Origin of the sequence: Castellaniella denitrificans (genome assembly GCF_027214045.1) — a bacterium.
GTDB lineage: Bacteria > Pseudomonadota > Gammaproteobacteria > Burkholderiales > Burkholderiaceae_B > Castellaniella > Castellaniella denitrificans_A.
On the sequence record NZ_JAPWHE010000005.1, the window covers coordinates 208,494 to 227,623 of the forward strand.

Below are 19,130 nucleotides of genomic sequence, written 5' to 3' on the forward strand. Positions count from 1 at the left end.
AGCCCCTAACATACTGCAAAAGGTGGCATGCGCCAATTCATTTCACGCCATGGCTCCACCTGGGGGCGCCGGCTTCTCGCAGTCGCCGTCGGCCTGTATTTCTGCGTGGGGATCGCCCTGCTGGTCTTGCGGTACGCCGTGCTGCCGCAGATCGACGCCTGGCGCCCACGCATCGACGCGCGCCTGTCGCAGGCGCTTGGCGTCCAGGTCGCGTTGGGCTCCATCCAGGTCCGCTGGCACGGCTGGGATCCCGAATTCGATGTGCGGGACACGCGCCTGCGGGCCGCCGACGGCCGCGATCTGCTCACCATCCCCGAAGCACGCGCGCGGCTGGACTGGCGTGCCATCCTGCCGGGGCATCGGGGGCTGCTGGACTTGCGGGTCTGCGGCATGGACCTGACGCTGGACCGTTTGCCGGACGGGCGCCTGGGCCTGTTGGGCCAGACCCTCGCCCTGAACGGCGCGCAGGGTTCCGGGGACGCTCCTGTGCTGGGGTGGCTGCTGGCCCAGCCCCGGATCGCTTTCCTCGACACCACGCTGCGCTGGGTGGATCAGGCGCGCGCGGCGCCCGAGTTGCGCCTGGAAAACGTCGAGGCCGTCCTGGAACGCAACGGCGGGATGTTGGCCATGTCGCTCGGCGCCCGGGTGCCGGACGCGGGCGGCGCCCGGCTCGAACTGAGCGCGCGGCTGGCCGACCCCGACACGCTGGCACAGGGCCGCCTGCCTGCGGACTGGCAGGCCTGGCTGCGGATCGGATCCGTCCGCTCCAAGGCTTGGCGCACCTGGGTGGATCTGCCCGAAGCCCTGCTGCGGGGCGGCGCGCAGGCGCAGGCCTGGGTGCGCACGCAGGATGGCCGGCCCCGCCTGACGCTGCTGCTGGAAACCGACGCCGCGCGCTGGTCCGACGAGTCCGGCTTGTCGCTGGACGTGCCTCGCGCGGGGATCTGGGCCGAGGGCGCGCTGGACCAGTGGCTGGCCCTGGACCGGAACGGTCCGATGGATGACGGCCTGAATTTCCAGGTGCGCGCCCAGGGCGCCCGGGGCACCTTGCCGGGCGTGTTCGCCCAGCCTTTGTCGCTGGGTTTTCTCGAGGCCCGGGGCCGATTGCGGCGCGCCGGGGCCTGGGCCTTGGCGCTGGACGATCTGGATTGGCGCAACCCCGACATCGCCCTGCGGGGCTCGGGTGTCTGGACGTCCGGCGGTCCGGCCGGCCAGGCCGATTTCCAGGGGACGATCGCCCGCGCCCGCCTGGATGCGATCCATCGCTATCTGCCGCTCGAGGTCAATCCGGATGCCCGGGACTGGCTGGCGGGCGGTCTGCGCGCGGGCGAGGTCGTGGATGCCCGCTGGCGCCTGCGGGGCGATCTGGCGGAATTTCCTTTCGGCGCGCAGCCACAGGCGGGCGATTTCCGTATCCAGGGGGACTTTCACGACGCGCGCATCGAATTCGTGCCCGGGGCGCCCCCCAAGGAAGCCTGGCCCTTGCTCGAGGCCGTCTCGGGGACGGCCGATCTGCACCGCACCGACCTGCGTTTGAGCGCCTCCACCGCCCGGATGCGTCCGGAGTCCGGCCAGGAAATCGTCCTGTCGGGGCTGACGGCCCGGATTCCGGATCTGGAGAATCAGTCCACCCTCCAGGTCTCGGGGCTGACTTCGGCTCCGGGCGAGGCCTATATGTCGCTGATCCGGCATTCGCCGTTGGCCGCCTTGCTGGACGGCGTCTTCGACGAGGCGAGCGCCGGGGGTGATTGGGCTGTGCCGCTTTCCCTGACCATCCCCTTGCTGCATAGCGAGGACACCCAGGTCCAGGGGCGCGTGGATTTGCGGCAGGCCAGTCTGCGGTTTCTGCCGCATGCGCCGGCCTTCCAGGCGATCGAAGGGCGGCTGCATTTCAGCGAGCAGGGCGTGCGCATCGCCCAGCCCCTCAGCGCCCGGCTGCTGGGGGGGGATGTGAAAATCAGCGGTGGTCTGGGCGGCCCGCAGGACGCCGGCCTGGACTTCCAGGGCCGGATCGGCGCACGTGCGCTGGCCGATTACGTGGGCGTGCCGGGCATGCGCCGCCTCACGGGCGCGCTGGACTATCGGGCCTCTCTGCGCATGCAGGGGCGCGCCACGGTCTTCGCCCTGGATTCGGATACCCGGGGCCTGGGACTGGACTTTCCCGCGCCCCTGGCCAAGCCGGCCGCACAATCCCGACCCTTGCACGTGCAGTGGTCCGATGCCGATCCGAATTCGGACAGGCTGGACGCGCAGTACGGCGATGCCTTGCGCCTGGCCCTGCGGCACGACCGCAAGGCCAGGCGCGGGCCTTATTTCCAGGGCGCCGCCGTGGGGGCGGGGCGCGCCGCCGACGCGGGCGCGGACGGCATGCGGGTCGAGGTCGCCTATCCGCTGTTCGACCTGGATCGATGGAATCGCATCGTCGACGAGTTCTCCATCCCCCGGCGCGGCGCCGGCGCACGGCAGCCCGCCACGCGGCCGCTATGGCCGGATTTGAGTCTGCTGAGCGTCCAGGCCGACCAGATGCGGCTGATGGGCACGCGCCTGGATCAGGCCGTGCTGCGGGTGTCGCGCACCCCCGAGGAGCAATGGTCGATGAACCTGCGTTCCGACCAGACCAGCGGCACCCTCAAGTGGCAGGAGCGCGACGGCCGCGTGCAGGGCCGCGTGTCGGCGCGCTTCGCCCGCCTGAGTCTGGGCGACGATCCGCGTGATGCCCGTTCCCTGTTGCCCGAGGCCGAGCCCGACGAGAACGCCTCTTTCGACGACGATCTGGAAATCCCCGGGATCGTGTTGCAGGCCGACGAACTGCGCCTGTATGGACACGCGATGGGGGCCTTGTCCCTGGAAGGCGTGCGCGATAGCGTCCGCCACCTCTGGTCTCTGAACAACCTGCGCCTGGGCGACGAGGATGCCCGGCTGCGCGGGTCGGGCCTCTGGCGCTTGCGCGGTCCGGACCGTGGCCTGGAGCTGAACGCCTCGGTCCAGGCGCAAAACCTGGGCGCCTGGATGGACCGGGCCGGCTGGAAGGATGTGATGTCCGGCGGCGAAGGCACGCTCAAGGGGCGCTTCCAGTGGCGCAATCTGCCCTGGACGCGCGAAAAGGCGGACCTGGGCGGCAGTGTGCGGATCGAGCTGGACAAGGGCCGCTTCCAGAAACTGGGTTCGCACACGGGCAAACTGCTGGAATTCCTGTCGCTTCAGTCCATTACCCGGTTGACGAAGCTGGACAGCGGGCTGGCCGGCCTGCCGAAGGACGGTTTTCCCTTCGACCAGTTCCGGGGCGCGCTGGACATGGACCGGGGCAAGGTCAAAGTCCGCGATTACAAGGTGATCGGGCCGGTGGGCACCATCCTGCTCGAGGGGAGTGCCGACATTGTGGACGAGACCCTCGACCTGCAGGCCGTCATCGTGCCCAGCCTGGATGTCAGCGGTGCGGCCCTGGCCGCCGGCATCGCCGTTAATCCGTTGATCGGCCTGGGCGCCTTCGTCACGCAATGGTTGCTGAAGGCGCCCTTGGCCCGGAGCATGACGGCGCGCTACCGCATCACGGGGACGTGGGACGATCCCAAGATCCAGGATGTGCCGGTGGCCGCGGGGCAATGAAAAAAGCTCCCGAGGGAGCTTTTTTCATTGCCGGGGAAATACCGTCCGAAGCGTCATCAGTACACTCCCTGGGCCAGCATCGCGTCGGCCACTTTCACGAAGCCGGCGATGTTGGCGCCGTTCAGGTAGTTGACGGTCTTGTCCGCGCCGCCGTAACGCACGCAGTTCTGGTGGATGTCGCGCATGATGGCATGCAGCTTGGCGTCGACCTCGTCCCGCGTCCAGGACAGGCGCTGGGCGTTCTGGCTCATTTCCAGGCCGGACACGGCCACCCCGCCGGCATTGCTGGCCTTGCCGGGCGCGTACAGCACGCCGGCCTCGATGAAGGCGCTGGCCGCCTCGATGGTGGAAGGCATGTTGGCGCCCTCGGCCACGCAGCGCACGCCATTGCCGATCAGGGTGCGAGCGTCCTCGATCTCCAGTTCGTTCTGGGTCGCGCAGGGCAGGGCCACATCCACGGGCACGTGCCAGGGGCGTTTGCCAGCCTCGTAGGTCAGGCCGAACTGTTTGGCGTATTCCTCGACGCGGCCGCGTTTTTCGTTCTTCAGTTCGATCAGGGCCGCGAGTTTTTCCGTCGTGAAACCCGCCGGATCCACCACGCAGCCGTGGGAATCGGACACCGTGACGACCTTGGCGCCCAGTTGCAGGCATTTCTCGATGGTGTACTGTGCCACGTTGCCCGATCCGGAAACCGAAACCGTGTAGCCGTCGAGGGACTGGCCGGCGTGCTTGAGCATTTCTTCGGCGAAGTAGACCGTGCCGTAGCCGGTGGCCTCGGGGCGGATCAGGCTGCCGCCGAAGCTCAGGCCCTTGCCGGTGAAGACGCAGGCGCCCTGGTTGGACAGTTTCTTCATCATGCCGGCCATGAAGCCGACCTCGCGGGCACCCACGCCGATGTCGCCGGCCGGCACGTCCGTGTCGGGTCCCAGGTGGCGGTGCAGTTCGATGATCAGGGCCTGGCAGAAACGCATGACTTCGGCGTCGGACTTGCCCTTGGGGTCGAAGTCGGAACCGCCCTTGCCGCCGCCCATGGGCAGGGTGGTCAGCGCGTTCTTGAAAGTCTGCTCGAAGGCCAGGAATTTCAGGATGGAGAGGTTCACCGAGGGGTGGAACCGCATGCCGCCCTTGTAGGGGCCGATGGCCGAGCTGTGCTGGATGCGGAAGCCCCGGTTGACCTGGATCCGTCCGGCGTCGTCCATCCAGCTGATGCGGAACTGCAGGGCGCGCTCGGGTTCGACGAGACGCTCGAGCAGAGCCTGGCTGGCGTAGCGCGGATTCTGCTGGATGAAAGGCCACAGGCTGTGCATGACTTCTTTCACGGCCTGCATGAACTCGGGCTGGTGCGGATCCCGGGCCTGAATCCGGGTGAGGAACTGATCGACGGAAGAAAGTGTCATCAAAGGTGCTCGCTTATTTTTTCATCATGTCAAAAAATTCGGCGTTGTTCTTGGTGGCCCGGATTTTGTCCAGGATGAATTCCATTGCTTCGGCGTCATCCATGTCATGGATGAACTTTCGCAGGACCCAGATCTTCTGTAGAAGCTCGGGCTTGATCAGGAGTTCTTCGCGACGCGTGCCGGATTTGTTCAGGTTGATGGCCGGGTAGATGCGTTTCTCGGCCAGACGGCGCTCCAGGTGCACCTCGGAGTTGCCGGTGCCCTTGAATTCTTCGTAGATGACTTCGTCCATGCGGCTGCCGGTCTCGATCAGGGCCGTGCCGATGATCGTCAGGGAACCGCCTTCTTCCAGGTTCCGCGCCGCGCCGAAGAAGCGCTTGGGGCGTTGCAGGGCGTTGGCGTCCACGCCGCCCGTCAGGACCTTGCCCGAGGCCGGCACTACGGTGTTGTAGGCGCGCGCCAGGCGGGTGATGGAGTCCAGCAGGATGACCACGTCCTTTTTCATTTCGACCAGGCGCTTGGCCTTTTCGATGACCATTTCGGCGACCTGGACGTGGCGCGTGGCCGGCTCGTCGAAGGTGGAGGCCACGACCTCGCCACGCACGGTGCGCTGCATTTCGGTGACTTCCTCGGGGCGCTCGTCCACCAGCAGCACGATCATCACCGCATCGGGATAGTTGTCGGTGATGGCGTGCGCGATGTGCTGCATGATCACCGTCTTGCCGGACTTCGGGCTGGCGACCACCAGGGCGCGCTGGCCCTTGCCGATCGGCGCGAAGATGTCCATGATGCGGCCGGTGATGTTTTCCTTGCTCTTGATGTCGCGTTCCAGCACCAGCGGTTCGTCGGGGTGCAGCGGCGTCAGGTTCTCGAACATGATCCGGTGCTTGATGGCTTCCGGGACCGTGCCGTTGACCTTGTCGACCTTGACCAGCGCGAAGTAGCGTTCGCCATCCTTTGGCGTGCGGACCTCGCCTTCGATCGAATCGCCCGTGTGCAGGTTGAAGCGCCGGATCTGGGAGGGCGAGATGTAGATGTCGTCGGTGCTGGCCAGATAGGACGTTTCCGGCGAGCGCAGGAAACCGAAGCCGTCGGGCAGGACTTCCAGGACCCCGTCGCCGAAGATCTGTTCGCCCTGCTTGGCCCGCCGTTTCATGATGGCAAACATCAGTTCCTGTTTGCGCAGCCGATTGGCGTTTTCGATCTCGAGACCGGCGGCCATTTCGAGCAGCTGCGAAACGTGCAGCGCTTTGAGTTCGTTCAGGTGCATGGGAAAGAGGGAGAGGGAAGAGAAGTGGAAGTCGTTGAGTGGTCGGCGAACCCGGGACCGGGTTCGCGCGCGGAATCAGAGCGGACGGACGAGGCGTGTCAGAGGGCTTCGTCGAGGAAGGCCTGGAGCTGGGTGCGCGACAGGGCGCCGACCTTGGTGGCGGCGACCTTGCCGTCCTTGAACAGCATCAGGGTGGGAATGCCGCGGATACCGTATTTGGCCGCGCTGTCGGGGTTTTCGTCCACATTCAGTTTGGCGATGGTGACGCGGCCCCGGTATTGGGCGGCGGCCTCGTCGAGCAGGGGGGCGACCATTTTGCAGGGGCCGCACCATTCGGCCCAGTAGTCGACCAGCACGGGCAGATCGGATTGGAGCACGTCGCCCGTAAAGGACGCGTCGCTGACGTGCTTGATGGAGTCACTCATGTCGTGTGCGCGGATGCGAGGATAAGGGAAGACGGCGGACCGGAATGAAACCGCCCCGAGGAAGGGCGCGTCGGTCCAATGGCGATAAGCATACCATTAATTCTCCGTAAAATAGGCCTCTTTCGAATCACACCGACGGATGGAAAACATTGAGCACCGCACGCTACGATGAGTCGTCGATCCGCGTCCTGAAGGGGCTGGAGCCTGTGCGCCAGCGTCCCGGCATGTACACGCGCACCGACAATCCGCTGCACATCATCCAGGAAGTCGTCGACAACGCCGCCGACGAGGCGCTGGCCGGTCATGCCCGCAACATCGCCGTCACACTGCACGCCGACGGCAGTCTGACGGTCGAGGACGACGGGCGCGGCATTCCGGTGGGCGAGCATCCCGAGGAACACGCGCCCGTGGTCGAGCTGGTCTTCACCCGCCTGCATGCGGGGGGCAAGTTCAGCAAGGCCGACGGCGGCGCCTATGCTTTTTCCGGCGGCCTGCACGGGGTGGGGGTGTCGGTCACCAACGCCTTGTCCACGCGGCTCGAGGTCACCGTCTGGCGCGACGGCGGCGAATGGCGCATTGTCTTCGCCGACGGCGACGTGGTCGAGCCGCTGGCCCAGGTGGCCACCGTCGGACGGCGGCGTTCCGGCACCCGGGTGCGCGCCTGGCCGGATGCGCGCTATTTCGATCATGCCCAGGTGCCGCTGGGGGAGCTGGAGCACGCGCTGCGCAGCAAGGCGGTGCTGCTGCCGGGCACGCGGGTGACGCTGACGCTGGAAAAGACCGGCCAGCGGCGCGAATGGCACTATGAATCCGGCCTGCGCGGCTACCTGGACGAGGCCCTGGGCGGCGCGCCGACCCTGGCGCCGCCCTTCGAGGGCGGCCAGTACGCGGGCCCGGACGACGAGCAGTACGCGCCGGGCGAGGGCGCCCAGTGGGTCGTGGCCTGGACCGAGGACGGTCCCGTGGTGCGGGAATCCTACGTCAACCTGATCGCCACCCCGGCCGGCGGCACCCACGAATCGGGCTTGCGCGAGGGCCTGTTCGGCGCGGTCAAGTCCTTCGCCGAACTGCACAACCTGCTGCCCAAGGGCATCCGTCTGCTGCCCGAGGACGTGTACGCGCGCGCCAGCTTCATCCTGTCGGCCAAGATCCTGGATCCGCAGTTCCAGGGCCAGATCAAGGAACGCCTGAACAGCCGCGACGCGGTGCGCCTGGTGGGCGGCTTCCTGCGCAATGCGCTGGAACTCTGGCTGCACGCCAACGTGGAACACGGCAAGAGGATCGCCGAGCTGGCCATCGGCCAGGCCCAGGCCCGTTCCCGCGCCGCGCGCAAGGTCGAGAAGCGCAAGGGTTCGGGAGTCGCGGTCCTGCCGGGCAAGCTCACCGATTGCGAGTCGACGGACGTGAACCGCACCGAGGTCTTCCTGGTCGAGGGCGATTCGGCCGGCGGTTCGGCCAAGATGGGCCGCGACAAGGAATTCCAGGCCATCCTGCCGCTGCGCGGCAAGATCCTGAACGCCTGGGAAGTGGAGCGCGACCGGCTGTTCGCCAACCAGGAGATCCACGACATTTCCGTGGCCATCGGCGTCGACCCGCACGGCCCGGGCCAGGAGGCCGACCTCTCGGGCTTGCGCTACGGCCGCATCTGCATCCTGTCGGACGCGGACGTGGACGGCGCGCACATCCAGGTGCTGCTGTTGACCCTGTTCCTGCGTCACTTTCCGCGCCTGATCGAGGCCGGCCACGTCTACATCGCCCGTCCCCCATTGTTTCGCGTGGACGTGCCCGCGGCCGGCAAGCGCCCGGCGCGCAAGCTCTACTGCCTGGACCAGGCGGAACTCGACGCGGTGCTGGACAAGCTGCGCGGCGAAGGCCTGCGCGAAGGCGGTTGGCGTATCAGCCGTTTCAAGGGGCTGGGCGAGATGAACGCCGAACAGCTCTGGGACACGACGCTGAACCCGGATACCCGCCGTCTCGCGCGGGTGCGCCACGGCGGCGAGGGACTGACGAACTCGGCGCGCATGTTCGACATGCTGATGGCGCGCGGCGAGGCCGCCCAGCGGCGCGTCTGGCTCGAGGAAAAAGGCAATCTGGCCGACGTGGATGTGTGACGGACTGGGTAAGGGACTGGAATGGATTTGAATCAGACTGAATTGCCGGACGGCGACGACGACGGCCTGGTGCTGGCGCGCTACGCCGAACAGGCCTACCTGGATTACGCCGTGTCGGTGGTGCGCGGCCGCGCGCTGCCTGAAGTGTCCGACGGCCAGAAACCGGTGCAGCGCCGCATCCTGTACGCCATGGACGCGATGGGTCTGGGGCCGCAGGCCCGGCCCGTGAAATCCGCCCGTGTGGTGGGCGACGTACTGGGCAAATATCACCCGCACGGCGACCAGGCGGCCTATGACGCCATGGTGCGCATGGCGCAGAATTTCGCGCTGCGCTACCCCTTGATCGACGGGCAGGGCAATTTCGGCTCGCGCGACGGCGACAACGCCGCCGCCATGCGCTACACCGAGGCCCGCCTGACGCCATTCTCTCGTTTGCTGCTGGATGAACTGGACGAGGGCACGGTCGATTTCACCCCCAACTACGACGGCAGCCAGCAGGAACCCGTGTGCCTGCCGGCGCGTCTGCCGGTCATGCTGCTGAACGGCGCGTCGGGCATCGCGGTGGGCATGGCCACGGAAATCCCCTCGCACAATCTGCGCGAGGTTGCGCGCGCCTGCGTGGCCCTGTTGCGCAAACCGGGCCTGCCCGACGCGGAACTCTTCGCCCTGGTGCCGGGTCCGGACTTCCCCGGCGGGGGCCAGATCATCACGCCGCCCGAGGACATCGCCCAGATCTACGCCGGTGGCCGGGGCACCCTGAAGGCCCGCGCCCGCTGGCATTTCGAGGACATGGCGCGCGGCCAGTGGCAACTGGTGGTGACCGAACTGCCGCCCGGGGCCTCCGCCCAGAAGATCCTGGAGACCATCGAGGACCTGACCAATCCCAAGCCGCGCGCCGGCAAGAAATCCCTGTCGGCCGAGCAGCAGCAGACCAAGGCGCTGGTCCTGGGCATGCTGGATTCGGTGCGCGACGAATCCGGCAAACAGGATCCCGTGCGGCTGGTCTTCGAGCCCAAGACCAGCCGCATCGGCCGCGACGAGTTCGTCAACATGCTGCTGGTGCGCACCGGCCTGGAAGGCAACGTGCCGATCAACCTGGTGTGCATCGACACCGACGGGAGGCCGGGCCAGCGCAGCCTGCGCCAGGTCCTGGAGTCCTGGCTGGCCTTCCGTGCCCAGACGGTCACGCGGCGCACCCGCCACCGCCTGGACAAGGTGCTGGACCGCATCCACATCCTGGAAGGCCGCAGCATCGTCTACCTGAACGTGGATGAAGTCATCCGTACCATCCGCGAGGCGGACGAGCCCCGCGCGGCCTTGATGGAACGTTTCCGCCTGACCGAACGCCAGGCCGACGACATCCTGGAAATGCGCCTGCGCCAGCTGGCCCGGCTGGAAGGCATCCGCATCGAGCAGGAACTGGCGCAGAAGCGCGCGGACCAATTGGCGCTGCAGGAACTGCTGGACGATCCCGCCGCCTTCAAGCGCCTGATGATCCGCGAGATCGAGGCCGACGCCAAGCAGTACGGCGACGATCGCCGCACGCTGATCGAGCCGGCCGAGCGCGCCGTCCTGGAAACCCAGGTGGTGGACGAGCCCGTCACCGTGGTGGTATCCCAGAAGGGCTGGTTGCGCGCCCGCCAGGGCCACGGCCACGACGCGACGCAGTTCGGCTTCAAGACGGGCGACTCGCTCTATGACGCCATCGAATGCCGCAGCACGCAGGAACTCATGGCCTTGTCGAGCACCGGCCGGTCCTACAGCATCGCGGTGGCGAGCCTGCCGTCTGCGCGCGGCGACGGGCAGCCGGTGACTTCGATGGTCGGCCTGGAGCCGGGCGGACGCATCGTCCACATGCTGGCGGGCGCGTCCGGCCGCCGCGTCCTGCTGGGCGTGGCGTCCGGCTATGGCTTCCTGGCGCGGATCGGCGACCTGTCCACCCGCCAGCATGCCGGCAAGCAGTTCATCACCCTGGAAAAGGGCGACACGCTGCTCAAGCCCTTGCTGTTGCGCGACGACGACACGGCCGTGGCGCTGCTCAGCCGCAAGGGCAAATTCCTGGTGGTGGCGCTCGACGAACTGAAGACGCTGTCGAGCGGTGGCCGAGGCACCATCCTGATGGGGCTGGACGAGGGCGACCGTATCGAACAGTGGGCCGGGGTGGGGGCCGCAGGCGTGGTGTTGCGCGGCGTCTACCGGGCGCGCGACACGGAACTGGTCCTGACGCCGGAGGAACTGGCGCTGTATGCGGGCCGGCGTGCCCGCAAGGGACGGCTGCTGGACGTCAAGATCAAGCAGCCCAGCCTCTGGCCGGGGGCGGGGGACTGACCGGAGGGCTAGAATAGGACTCCTGCAACACGCCGATGGAATCCACATCATGAGCTTCAAGGTCACGGTGCTGCCGGCCGATCGGGAATTCACGGTCGAGCCGGGGCAGACGGTCCTGGATGCCGCCCTCGCGGCCGGCATCGTCCTTCCCTACAGTTGCCGCAACGGCACCTGCTCCACCTGCGAGGGCCGCGTGGTCTCGGGCGAATACGACGCGGGGCCCGCGCCGGCCCGCATCCTCGACGCGGCCGATCTGGCGCGGGGGCATACCCTGTTGTGCCAGGCGCGACCGGCCTCCGATCTGGTGATCGAGGCCCGCGAGGTCCGCATGGCCGACGACATCGTGGTGCGCAAGATGCCCGTTCGGGTGCTGTCGCTCGAACCGCTTGCGCCCGACGTGATGGAGATCACCCTGCAACTGCCCTCGGCGGAGGCCTTCCGCTTCCAGCCCGGGCAATACCTGCAATTCATCTTCAAGGACGGCACCCGGCGCAGCTATTCCATGGCCTGCGCCCAGGCGGAGGGCCATCGGGTGCGTCTGCACGTGCGCCACATGCCGGGCGGGCTGTTCACCAGCCGGGTCTTCGGCGCGGGCGACGAGCCGCTCAAGCCGCGCGAGATCCTGCGCATCGAGGGACCGCTGGGCTCTTTCTTCCTGGACCCGGACGATCCGCGGCCGATCGTCTTCCTGGCCAGCGGCACGGGCTTCGCCCCCATCCAGTCCATGATCGAAGGCATGCTGGCCCGGGGCGACGCGCGCCCGGCGACGCTGTATTGGGGGGGGCGCCGTCCCGCCGACCTGTACCGCCAGGCCCTGGCGCTCGAATGGCGGGATCGCCTGCCGGGCTTCCGCTTCGTGCCGGTCCTGTCCGATGCCGAGCCCGGCGACGGCTGGACGGGGCGCACAGGCTGGGTCCACCAGGCCGTCATGGAAGACCTGCCCGATCTGTCCGGCCACCAGGTCTATGCCTGCGGCGCTCCGGCGATGGTCGAGGCCGCGCGCCACGACTTCATCGAGCGGTGCGGGCTGGCGCCCGACGCCTTTCACGCCGATGCCTTCACCTCGGCGGCAGACCTGGCCAGGGTCGAAGCATGAAAATCACCCACCACGCCGCGCCTTCGGTCTGCCGTCCCCGGCGGTGCGCTTTCCATTCTGGAGCGGTCCTGCGATGAAAATCGCGGTTTTCGGCGCGGGCGTCATCGGGGTGTCCAGCGCGTGGTGGCTGGCGCGCGCCGGCCACGAGGTCGAGGTCGTCGAGCGCCGCGCGGGCGCGGCCCTGGAGACCAGCCGGGCCAACGGCGGCCAGATCTCCGTCTGCTACGCCGAGCCCTGGGCCAGCGCGCACACCCTGCGCAAGGTCATGCGCTGGATCGGACGGTCGGATGCGCCGCTGCGCGTGTCGCCGCGCCTGGATCCCCGGCAATGGCTGTGGTGCGCGCGCTTCCTGAACGAATGCCGCGCGCCACGCTTCGCGGCGAATCTGCGCGCCATGGCGACCCTGGCGCTATACAGCCGCGCCACGCTGCGCGAACTGCGGACGGGCCTGGGCATCGAGTATGACCACCTGGAGCGCGGCATCCTGGCTTTCTACCGCGATCCGCGCGAATTCGAGTACGCCCGGGCCAGCGCCGCGAAAATGCGTGAACTCGGCGTGGACCGGCGCATCGTCGACGCGGCCGAGGTCCTGCGCATCGAGCCGGCCCTGGCGGCGTCCCGATACCCGATCGTGGGCGGCGATTTTACGGCGGACGATGAATCCGGCGACGTGCATCTGTTCACGCGCGCCCTGGCCGAACGTGCACGGGACGCGGGCGTGACCTTCCGCTACGGCACCCGGGTCAACCGGCTGGTGCCTGTGGACGGTCGCATTTCCGTGGCCGAACTGATCGAGCCCGACGGCTATTTCCGTCCTTTGCAGGCCGACGCCTATGTGCTGGCACTGGGCAGCTTCACGCCGGAGCTGACGGCGCCGCTGGGCCTGTCCTGCCCGGTCTGGCCGGCCAAGGGCTATTCCGCGACTTTTCGCCTGCGCGATCCGGACGCGGCGCCCATGGTCAGCCTGGTGGACCAGGAGGCCAAGATCGTCTTCTCGCGCCTGGGTGACCGGCTGCGCATGGCGGGCACGGCCGAGATCGGCGGCTATTCGCGCGTCCTGGACACCGCTCGTTGCAATCGGCTGGTCGAGCAGGCCCGCGACTTGTTCCCAAGCGCCCTCGATTTTGATAACGTTCAGTTCTGGTCCGGCCTGCGCCCCACGACGCCTTCCAACGTCCCCCTCATTGGCCGTACCCGGATACGCAATCTCTACCTGAACACGGGCCATGGCAGCCTCGGCTGGACCATGGGGGCGGGTTCCGGCAGGGTGCTGGCTGATCTGGTGTCCGGCCGGACGCCGGATATCGACTTTCCTTTTTTGGATTGACTCATCATGAATCTTGCTTTCGGTTCCGGCATGCCGCGTCCGGGGATGCGTGCTGTCTGGGCGCTCGTGGCAGCCATCGCTGTCGCGCCCGCATGGGCGGCCACCGAGGTGCCGGTCTGGCATTCTCTGAAGGGGCATAACGCCGAAGCCTTCCAGGACCTGATCAAGGCCTACAACCGAAGCCAGTCCGACATCAAGGTCGTGGTGCGCGACTTCGATACCCCGCAGGCGCTCGATCAGGCGCTGGGCGCCGCCGCCCAGTCCGGGAAACTGCCCGCCCTGGCGCAGATCGGCGACAGCCACACCCTCGAGGACATCGCCCAGCGCAGCTACGTGCAACCGTTCCATGTACTGCAGAAATCCTCGGCGCTGAAGAACACGCGCTGGTTCGTTTCGCCGGACAATGCCTTCATCCACGATGCCAAGGGCCAGCTGATGGCCTTTCCGTACATGCTGGAAATCCCCGTCATGTACTACAACCAGGACGCCTTCAAGAAGGCCAATCTGGTACCCGCCGTGCCGCAGCGCACCTGGATGCAACTGCAGGGCCAGCTCGTGACCATGGCCAACAACGGTTCGCGCAAGTGCCCGCTGACTTCCGACCTGCCGGTGTCGATCAACCTGGAAAACCTGGCGGCGGTCAACAATCAACTCTTTGCCAGCGCCGACAACGGCCTGAAGGCCAAGGGCCTGCCCAGCTTCTCCTTCGATTCCACCTATGTGCGCCACCTGGCCCTGATGATCAGCTGGGTGCGCTCCGAGATCATGGTGCGCCCGGATGCCGGCATGCGCTCCATCGAGCGCTTCGCCAAAGGCGAATGTGCCGTGCTGATGTCCAGTTCCGGGCATATCGGCGAATTCAACGATCGACGCAAACTGGACTACGCGGTGTCCGGCCTGCCGTACTACCCCGAAGTCACCCGCAAGCCCGGCAATCCCTTCGTCAGCGGCGCCGGCCTGTGGGTCATGAAGACCGACAAGTCCGTTACACAGGCCACGGCCGCCTTCCTGGGCTGGTTGTCGCAGCCCGAGCAGGCGGCGCGCTGGTACCAGCAGACCGGCTTCCTGCCGCTGACCCAGGCCGCGTTCGACGCCACGCCAGCCAGCTACTATGCCAATCTGGGGCAATGGCGCGATCTGGTGGCCGTCTATAGCGGCAAGGCCGCCCTGACGGCCCAGGGTTTCCGCATCCACAACTACCCGGCCATCCGTTCGCGTTTCCAGCAGATCCTGGATTCCGCGCTGAACGGCCAGCAGCCGGCCGTCACCGCACTGAATACGGCGGCGGTCGAGGCCAACAATCTGGTGCGCCAGCGTTAGCCGGGCATGCCCGGGCGCGCCAGCGCGCCCGGACGGCCATTCACCGCGAAGGTGTGCTTCCGGTCACCCGTAATAGCGGTTGTAGGCGATTTCCGCCACGGTCAGCGCGGCGCCCGCCATCGGCACGCCGCTCAGTGCGACGGCGGCGCACAGTTTTGCGCCCGAAAACAGCGCCTGCGACAGATTGCCTTCTTGCACGCCGGTATAGACCTTCGAGGCATTGACGAATGCGCCCGTGGCGCCCGTGGCATAGGCGCCCAGCCCGCCGAGCATGCCGCCACCCGTCTTGGCGAGCAGCGCGACGCCGTTGAGCCCATGCGAAAGCGTCATCAAGGCATCTTTGTTGATGTAGCTGTCCGAAGACATCCAGCTCGAAAATGACGAGACGGCATTCTTGAGGCTCATCATCCCCATGCCCGAGTCCTTCGCGATGCCGACCGAACCCAGATAGTCTTGCACGGTCGTCTGATCGATACCGCACTGCTCGAACGCGCCCGACAGCATTGCCTGCAGGCCGCCGCCATCGCCGCCCGAAGACGACGGGATCGAGTCCTGTGACAGGGACGTGCCCAGCTGGATGGACGGCATCGGATTGCCTGGAATTTTCATGGCTTTTCTCCTTGCCTAGGCCCGGTTGAGCGTGTCGTGGGGGGGGTGCGGGGCGGTGCCGTCGGCGGAATCCGAGGTCTCGACGATGCGGTCGATATCGCGGCTGCTGATCGCAGCGGCCAGACTGTCGACATGTTCGGCGAATGTCGTGAATATGGCCATGAACGCGTCTTCCGTCCATTCCGGCTCGGCCGGCGTCCAGAACATGCGCAGGATCAGCGCATCGGTTTGCGGCACCAGTCCGATGAACCCCGTGCCGGACAGCCCCGGCGCCAGATTGACGGCCAACAGCGCGCGCAGCGTGCGGTCCGGCAGGGATCCGCTCTTTCCCAGCTCGCCATTCAGCGCCACGCCGCGCGTGCCGGCCATCGGCTCAACGCCCACCAGGGCGCCTCCCTTGCTGCGCAGGGCGAATGCGCCGTCCTCGCGGATGCCGAGCTGGATGCCCAAGGCCTGTTCGATGCGTGTCCCCCACTGTCTCAGAGGAACGGACGATTCTGTATCCATGTGTTTTCCTTAAGGTGAAATGGCGGCGAGACTTTCGCGATCCCGGAGCGTCAGTATCAAACCGGAAAATTTGGTTCCTTCCGCCGTTGCGCCCCGGGCGGGTTTTGTCCGTGCGTATTTCCCAGTCTGGCGGCCCGCGGCCTAGGGCGCCACCATGGGCGCCATGATTCACGACTAGGGTGTCGCGGGGGAAAACATGATCAGGCAATTGGGCGCGGGGTTGTTGCTAGCGGGTCTGGGGGGCTGCGCCATCCCGGCGGATGGCGCCTGGTGGCGCGACCTGGCGGGGCCTTCGCCGGCGCCCGGGATCTACCGGTTCGACTGGCGTATCGCGGGCGATCCGGCGCTGGCGCCGCTGCAGGTTTTCGACGACGGGCGCGAGACCTGGCTGCAGTATCCCGCCGGCCAGCCGGCGCCCGCCGTATTCGAGCGGACCGCCCGGGGCGACCGGCTGTTGCGGCCCAAGCGGGACCTGGATTACTTGATCCTGCGCGGCGTGCCCGCACGGATCATCCTGCGCGGCGGCCTGTCCCAGGCCGAGGCCTGGCGCGCACCCGGTCGTTCTTCGACGCCGGACGACCCCTCGGTCACATCCGCCCTGCCAGCGGATGACGACGGCCTGGCCGTCGCGCCCCAAGCGGGTGGGGCGTTGGCCGATCAGGCGCCGCGAACGATGGACGCGGCATCGGGTGCGGCACCGCCGCTCCCCGCGCCGCACCCTCGGCCGGTCCCGCCTCCGGTTCAACCCGTGTCGCCAGCGTTCCCCGTTCGGGAGAATGACGGCGTGCCCGGACGGGGAGCCGTCCCGTCCGCGGTCCAGACTGTGACCGGCGATCGCGGCGCATCCTTCGAGGTCACGCCGGCCGACGGCAACGTCCGGCGAGCGCTGGGGCGCTGGGCGCGCGTCGCGGGCTGGACCTTCGAACCGGAGCATTGGGACGTCGATGCCGACATTCCCCTGGCGGGTTCCGCCGTTTTCGGGGACTCGTTCCGCCAGGCCGTGCGAGGGCTGCTGTCCGCCACCGAACTCGGCGACCGGCCCGTCCAGCCCTGCTTCTACGCCAACCGGGTCCTGCGCGTCGTGCCGCTGGCGCAGCGCTGCGACCGGACCCGGGCGCCGGGGGCGGAATCATGACGGCGCGCCGGCTGGGGCCGGCCGTTCTCTGCCTGTGCCTGGGTTTGTCCGGCTGCGCCCTTTCCGAACGTCTGCGCCGTGCGGCCGACGAATTCCGCCGGGCCGACGCCGCCGTGTCCGGAGAACACGGGCGGTTCGTTCAGGCCGCGACCGACGCCGACGCGCGCCGGGCCGCCCAGGACATCGACCGGCCCTGGGTCGCCGGGCGGGCGCAGCCGCTGGCGCGCGAACTGACCCTGCCCGCGCCCTTGCGGGCCAGCGTGCGCACGACCCTGCTGTTCGCCGACGGCACCGGCGATTTGCGTCGGATCGCGCGGCGCATCGCCGCCGTCACCGGGATTCCGGTCCATGTGCGCCCCGATGCCCTGTTGCCGCCGGGGTTTTTTCTGCCGCGTCTGGCTGGTGGCGCGGGGCAGGGCGCGTCGGCCTCCGATCCGCCCGAGCCCTTCGATCTAGCCTCCGGCCCGGCGCCGCTGCCTCGCATCCTCGACCGCCTGTGCGCGCATCTGGGCGTGCGCTGGCGCTACGAACGGGGCCGCATCGAATTTTTTCGCACCGACACCCGGGTGTTCGACATCCAGGCGCTGACGCTGGACGCGCGTGTCCAGGCGTCCCTGGGACAGGGGCGGGACACGTCCGGCGGCGGCTTCGTCAGCGCATCCGGCACCCGTCTCAGCGGCGGGGATCAGGATGTCATGAAGACCGTCCGGGCCCGCATCGAGCCATTCCTGTCCCGGGCCGGCGTGCTGGTGGCCGAACCCGGCGCCGGGGCGTCGGTCGTCGTCACCGACACGCCCGATGTGCTGGACCGCATCGCCCGTTACCTGGAGCGGGAAAACCGGGCACTGACGCGGCGCGTGCGCCTGGTCTTCGAAGAACTGACCGTGGCCTTGACCGAACAGGCCCAGGCGGGCATCGACTGGAACCTGGTGTTCTCCGGAGCCCGCCTCGCCGCCGGACTGGCGATGCCGGCGTTGGCCGGCGGCACGGGCGGAAGGCTCGGAGTGGACATCGTCCAGGGGCCCTTCGCCGGCAGCGAGGCCGTCATCCGCGCACTGGGCGAGTCCGTCAGGCTGGTCCGTCGCAGCAGCGTGCCCGTTCTGGGATTGAACCGCCGGCCGATTTCACACGCGGTCCGCACCACCTTCTCGTACATCGACCGGATTGGTCACTGACATTAAAGATCTGTTCCGTGACAAATAGATCTGTTCTGGCGGTTTAGTGACAATAAGTTCTGTTCCAAAACGGACTTATCCACTGTTTTGCAGTGACAATAAGTTCTGTTCTCCCTATGAAGAAGCGCGCGAGACTGCTCCTTCCTGCGAAAAAAACCTCGGGTGTGGATAACTTGCTGCTCTAGTGAAAATAGCTACTTATTAGATGTTGAATCAGCAATTTTTCCTATGTGGCTCTGTTACACACCCAATAGTGACAATAAGATCTGTTCCCAAAATCGTGAGTGACATTAAAGTTCTGTTCCCGTTTTGTGCGCGTGGCGGATGCTGCCATCCAGGGAGCGACCTTATTGAATCTGGCTGTGGGGTCGGATCCTAGGGCCTGAGGTGAACTGAGGGCACCTCCCCGCGTTGTTTCGGCTTGTAGCGGCACCGTGGGAAGTTGGAGCAAGAGCGAAACTCCCCGTACGGCCCCGTGCGCAACACCAGCACGCCTTGCTTGCAGGCCGGGCAGACTTCCTCTTGAAGGACATCGCCTTCGGTATTGGTCAGTACTACGGCTCTGTCTTCCTCAAGCTCCCGAAGGAACGTTGAGCGTTGGCCTTGGATAGTAAACATTGCCACGGTGCGCCGGGCCCGGGTCAGGGCTACATAGAACAGCCGGCGTTCTTCTCCCAAAGGGAAGGTGTCTCCCTCGGGCATAGCCAAGGCCAGCACCGGATCGTCGGTGCGGGTGTTGGGAAAGCTTGTATTGACCCAGTAAAAACCTGCTCAGGTGATAATTGAAGAGGAAATCACCATGAGCATAAAGATGGAAGACGAGA

14 protein-coding genes are annotated in these 19,130 nt (G+C 67.2%); 8 read left to right on the forward strand and 6 right to left on the reverse strand.

Going from position 1 to position 19,130, the window contains the following annotated elements; genetic code table 11:
• The first annotated feature begins 27 nt into the window (after nucleotides 1-27).
• Nucleotides 28-3,606, forward strand: coding sequence for a YhdP family protein (locus O4H32_RS09420; RefSeq protein WP_269358550.1), 3,579 nt, complete (start codon nucleotides 28-30; stop codon nucleotides 3,604-3,606).
• 56 nt (nucleotides 3,607-3,662) lie between these two features.
• Here the strand turns inward: O4H32_RS09420 and gdhA are convergent, their stop codons facing one another.
• From gdhA to trxA, 3 genes are all read right to left on the reverse strand, one after another.
• Entirely contained in the window at nucleotides 3,663-5,003 is a 1,341-nt protein-coding gene (gdhA, locus tag O4H32_RS09425) for an NADP-specific glutamate dehydrogenase (protein ID WP_269358552.1), read from the reverse strand.
• Nucleotides 5,004-5,016: 13 nt separating this feature from the next.
• On the reverse strand, nucleotides 5,017-6,273 hold the full coding sequence (rho, locus tag O4H32_RS09430) for a transcription termination factor Rho (protein ID WP_269358554.1): 1,257 nt from the start codon (nucleotides 6,271-6,273) through the stop codon (nucleotides 5,017-5,019).
• Nucleotides 6,274-6,371: 98 nt separating this feature from the next.
• Nucleotides 6,372-6,698: a thioredoxin TrxA gene (gene trxA / locus O4H32_RS09435; RefSeq protein ID WP_269358556.1), complete on the reverse strand. Its 327-nt coding sequence runs from the start codon at nucleotides 6,696-6,698 to the stop codon at nucleotides 6,372-6,374.
• A gap of 149 nt (nucleotides 6,699-6,847) precedes the next feature.
• Between trxA and O4H32_RS09440 the strand changes: the two genes are divergently transcribed.
• The 5 genes from O4H32_RS09440 to O4H32_RS09460 all read left to right on the forward strand — a co-directional run bounded on the left by O4H32_RS09440 (nucleotide 6,848) and on the right by O4H32_RS09460 (nucleotide 14,880).
• A complete protein-coding gene (locus O4H32_RS09440) occupies nucleotides 6,848-8,809 on the forward strand; it encodes a DNA topoisomerase IV subunit B (protein ID WP_269358558.1) in 1,962 nt (653 codons plus the stop codon).
• Nucleotides 8,810-8,830: 21 nt separating this feature from the next.
• A complete protein-coding gene (gene parC / locus O4H32_RS09445; RefSeq protein ID WP_407932640.1) occupies nucleotides 8,831-11,137 on the forward strand; it encodes a DNA topoisomerase IV subunit A in 2,307 nt (768 codons plus the stop codon).
• Nucleotides 11,138-11,186: 49 nt separating this feature from the next.
• A complete protein-coding gene (locus O4H32_RS09450; RefSeq protein ID WP_269358562.1) occupies nucleotides 11,187-12,233 on the forward strand; it encodes a CDP-6-deoxy-delta-3,4-glucoseen reductase in 1,047 nt (348 codons plus the stop codon).
• Between the two features lie 73 nt (nucleotides 12,234-12,306).
• Nucleotides 12,307-13,560 (forward strand): D-amino acid dehydrogenase, encoded by a 1,254-nt coding sequence (locus O4H32_RS09455; RefSeq protein ID WP_269358563.1) that lies wholly within the window; start codon nucleotides 12,307-12,309, stop codon nucleotides 13,558-13,560.
• A gap of 6 nt (nucleotides 13,561-13,566) precedes the next feature.
• Complete coding sequence (locus O4H32_RS09460; protein WP_269358565.1) at nucleotides 13,567-14,880, forward strand: extracellular solute-binding protein; 1,314 nt, start codon at nucleotides 13,567-13,569, stop codon at nucleotides 14,878-14,880.
• 63 nt (nucleotides 14,881-14,943) lie between these two features.
• Here the strand turns inward: O4H32_RS09460 and O4H32_RS09465 are convergent, their stop codons facing one another.
• Together O4H32_RS09465 and O4H32_RS09470 are read right to left on the reverse strand one after the other, a co-directional pair.
• Complete coding sequence (locus O4H32_RS09465) at nucleotides 14,944-15,489, reverse strand: hypothetical protein (RefSeq protein ID WP_269358567.1); 546 nt, start codon at nucleotides 15,487-15,489, stop codon at nucleotides 14,944-14,946.
• Nucleotides 15,490-15,504: 15 nt separating this feature from the next.
• Entirely contained in the window at nucleotides 15,505-15,996 is a 492-nt protein-coding gene (locus O4H32_RS09470) for a type III secretion system chaperone (protein WP_269358569.1), read from the reverse strand.
• A gap of 196 nt (nucleotides 15,997-16,192) precedes the next feature.
• Between O4H32_RS09470 and O4H32_RS09475 the strand changes: the two genes are divergently transcribed.
• Both O4H32_RS09475 and O4H32_RS09480 read left to right on the forward strand, forming a co-directional pair.
• Nucleotides 16,193-17,131 carry a TrbG/VirB9 family P-type conjugative transfer protein gene (locus O4H32_RS09475; protein WP_269358570.1) on the forward strand — a complete coding sequence of 313 codons (939 nt, stop codon included), beginning with the start codon at nucleotides 16,193-16,195 and terminating at the stop codon, nucleotides 17,129-17,131.
• Nucleotides 17,128-18,306, forward strand: a complete 1,179-nt coding sequence (locus O4H32_RS09480; RefSeq protein ID WP_269358571.1) for a hypothetical protein — start codon at nucleotides 17,128-17,130, stop codon at nucleotides 18,304-18,306. Before O4H32_RS09475 ends, O4H32_RS09480 begins: the two co-directional genes overlap by 4 nt.
• A gap of 375 nt (nucleotides 18,307-18,681) precedes the next feature.
• On the opposite strand, the gene O4H32_RS09485 is transcribed toward O4H32_RS09480, so the two are convergent.
• On the reverse strand, nucleotides 18,682-19,008 hold the full coding sequence (locus O4H32_RS09485; protein WP_475572015.1) for a topoisomerase DNA-binding C4 zinc finger domain-containing protein: 327 nt from the start codon (nucleotides 19,006-19,008) through the stop codon (nucleotides 18,682-18,684).
• Nucleotides 19,009-19,130 lie beyond the last annotated feature (122 nt).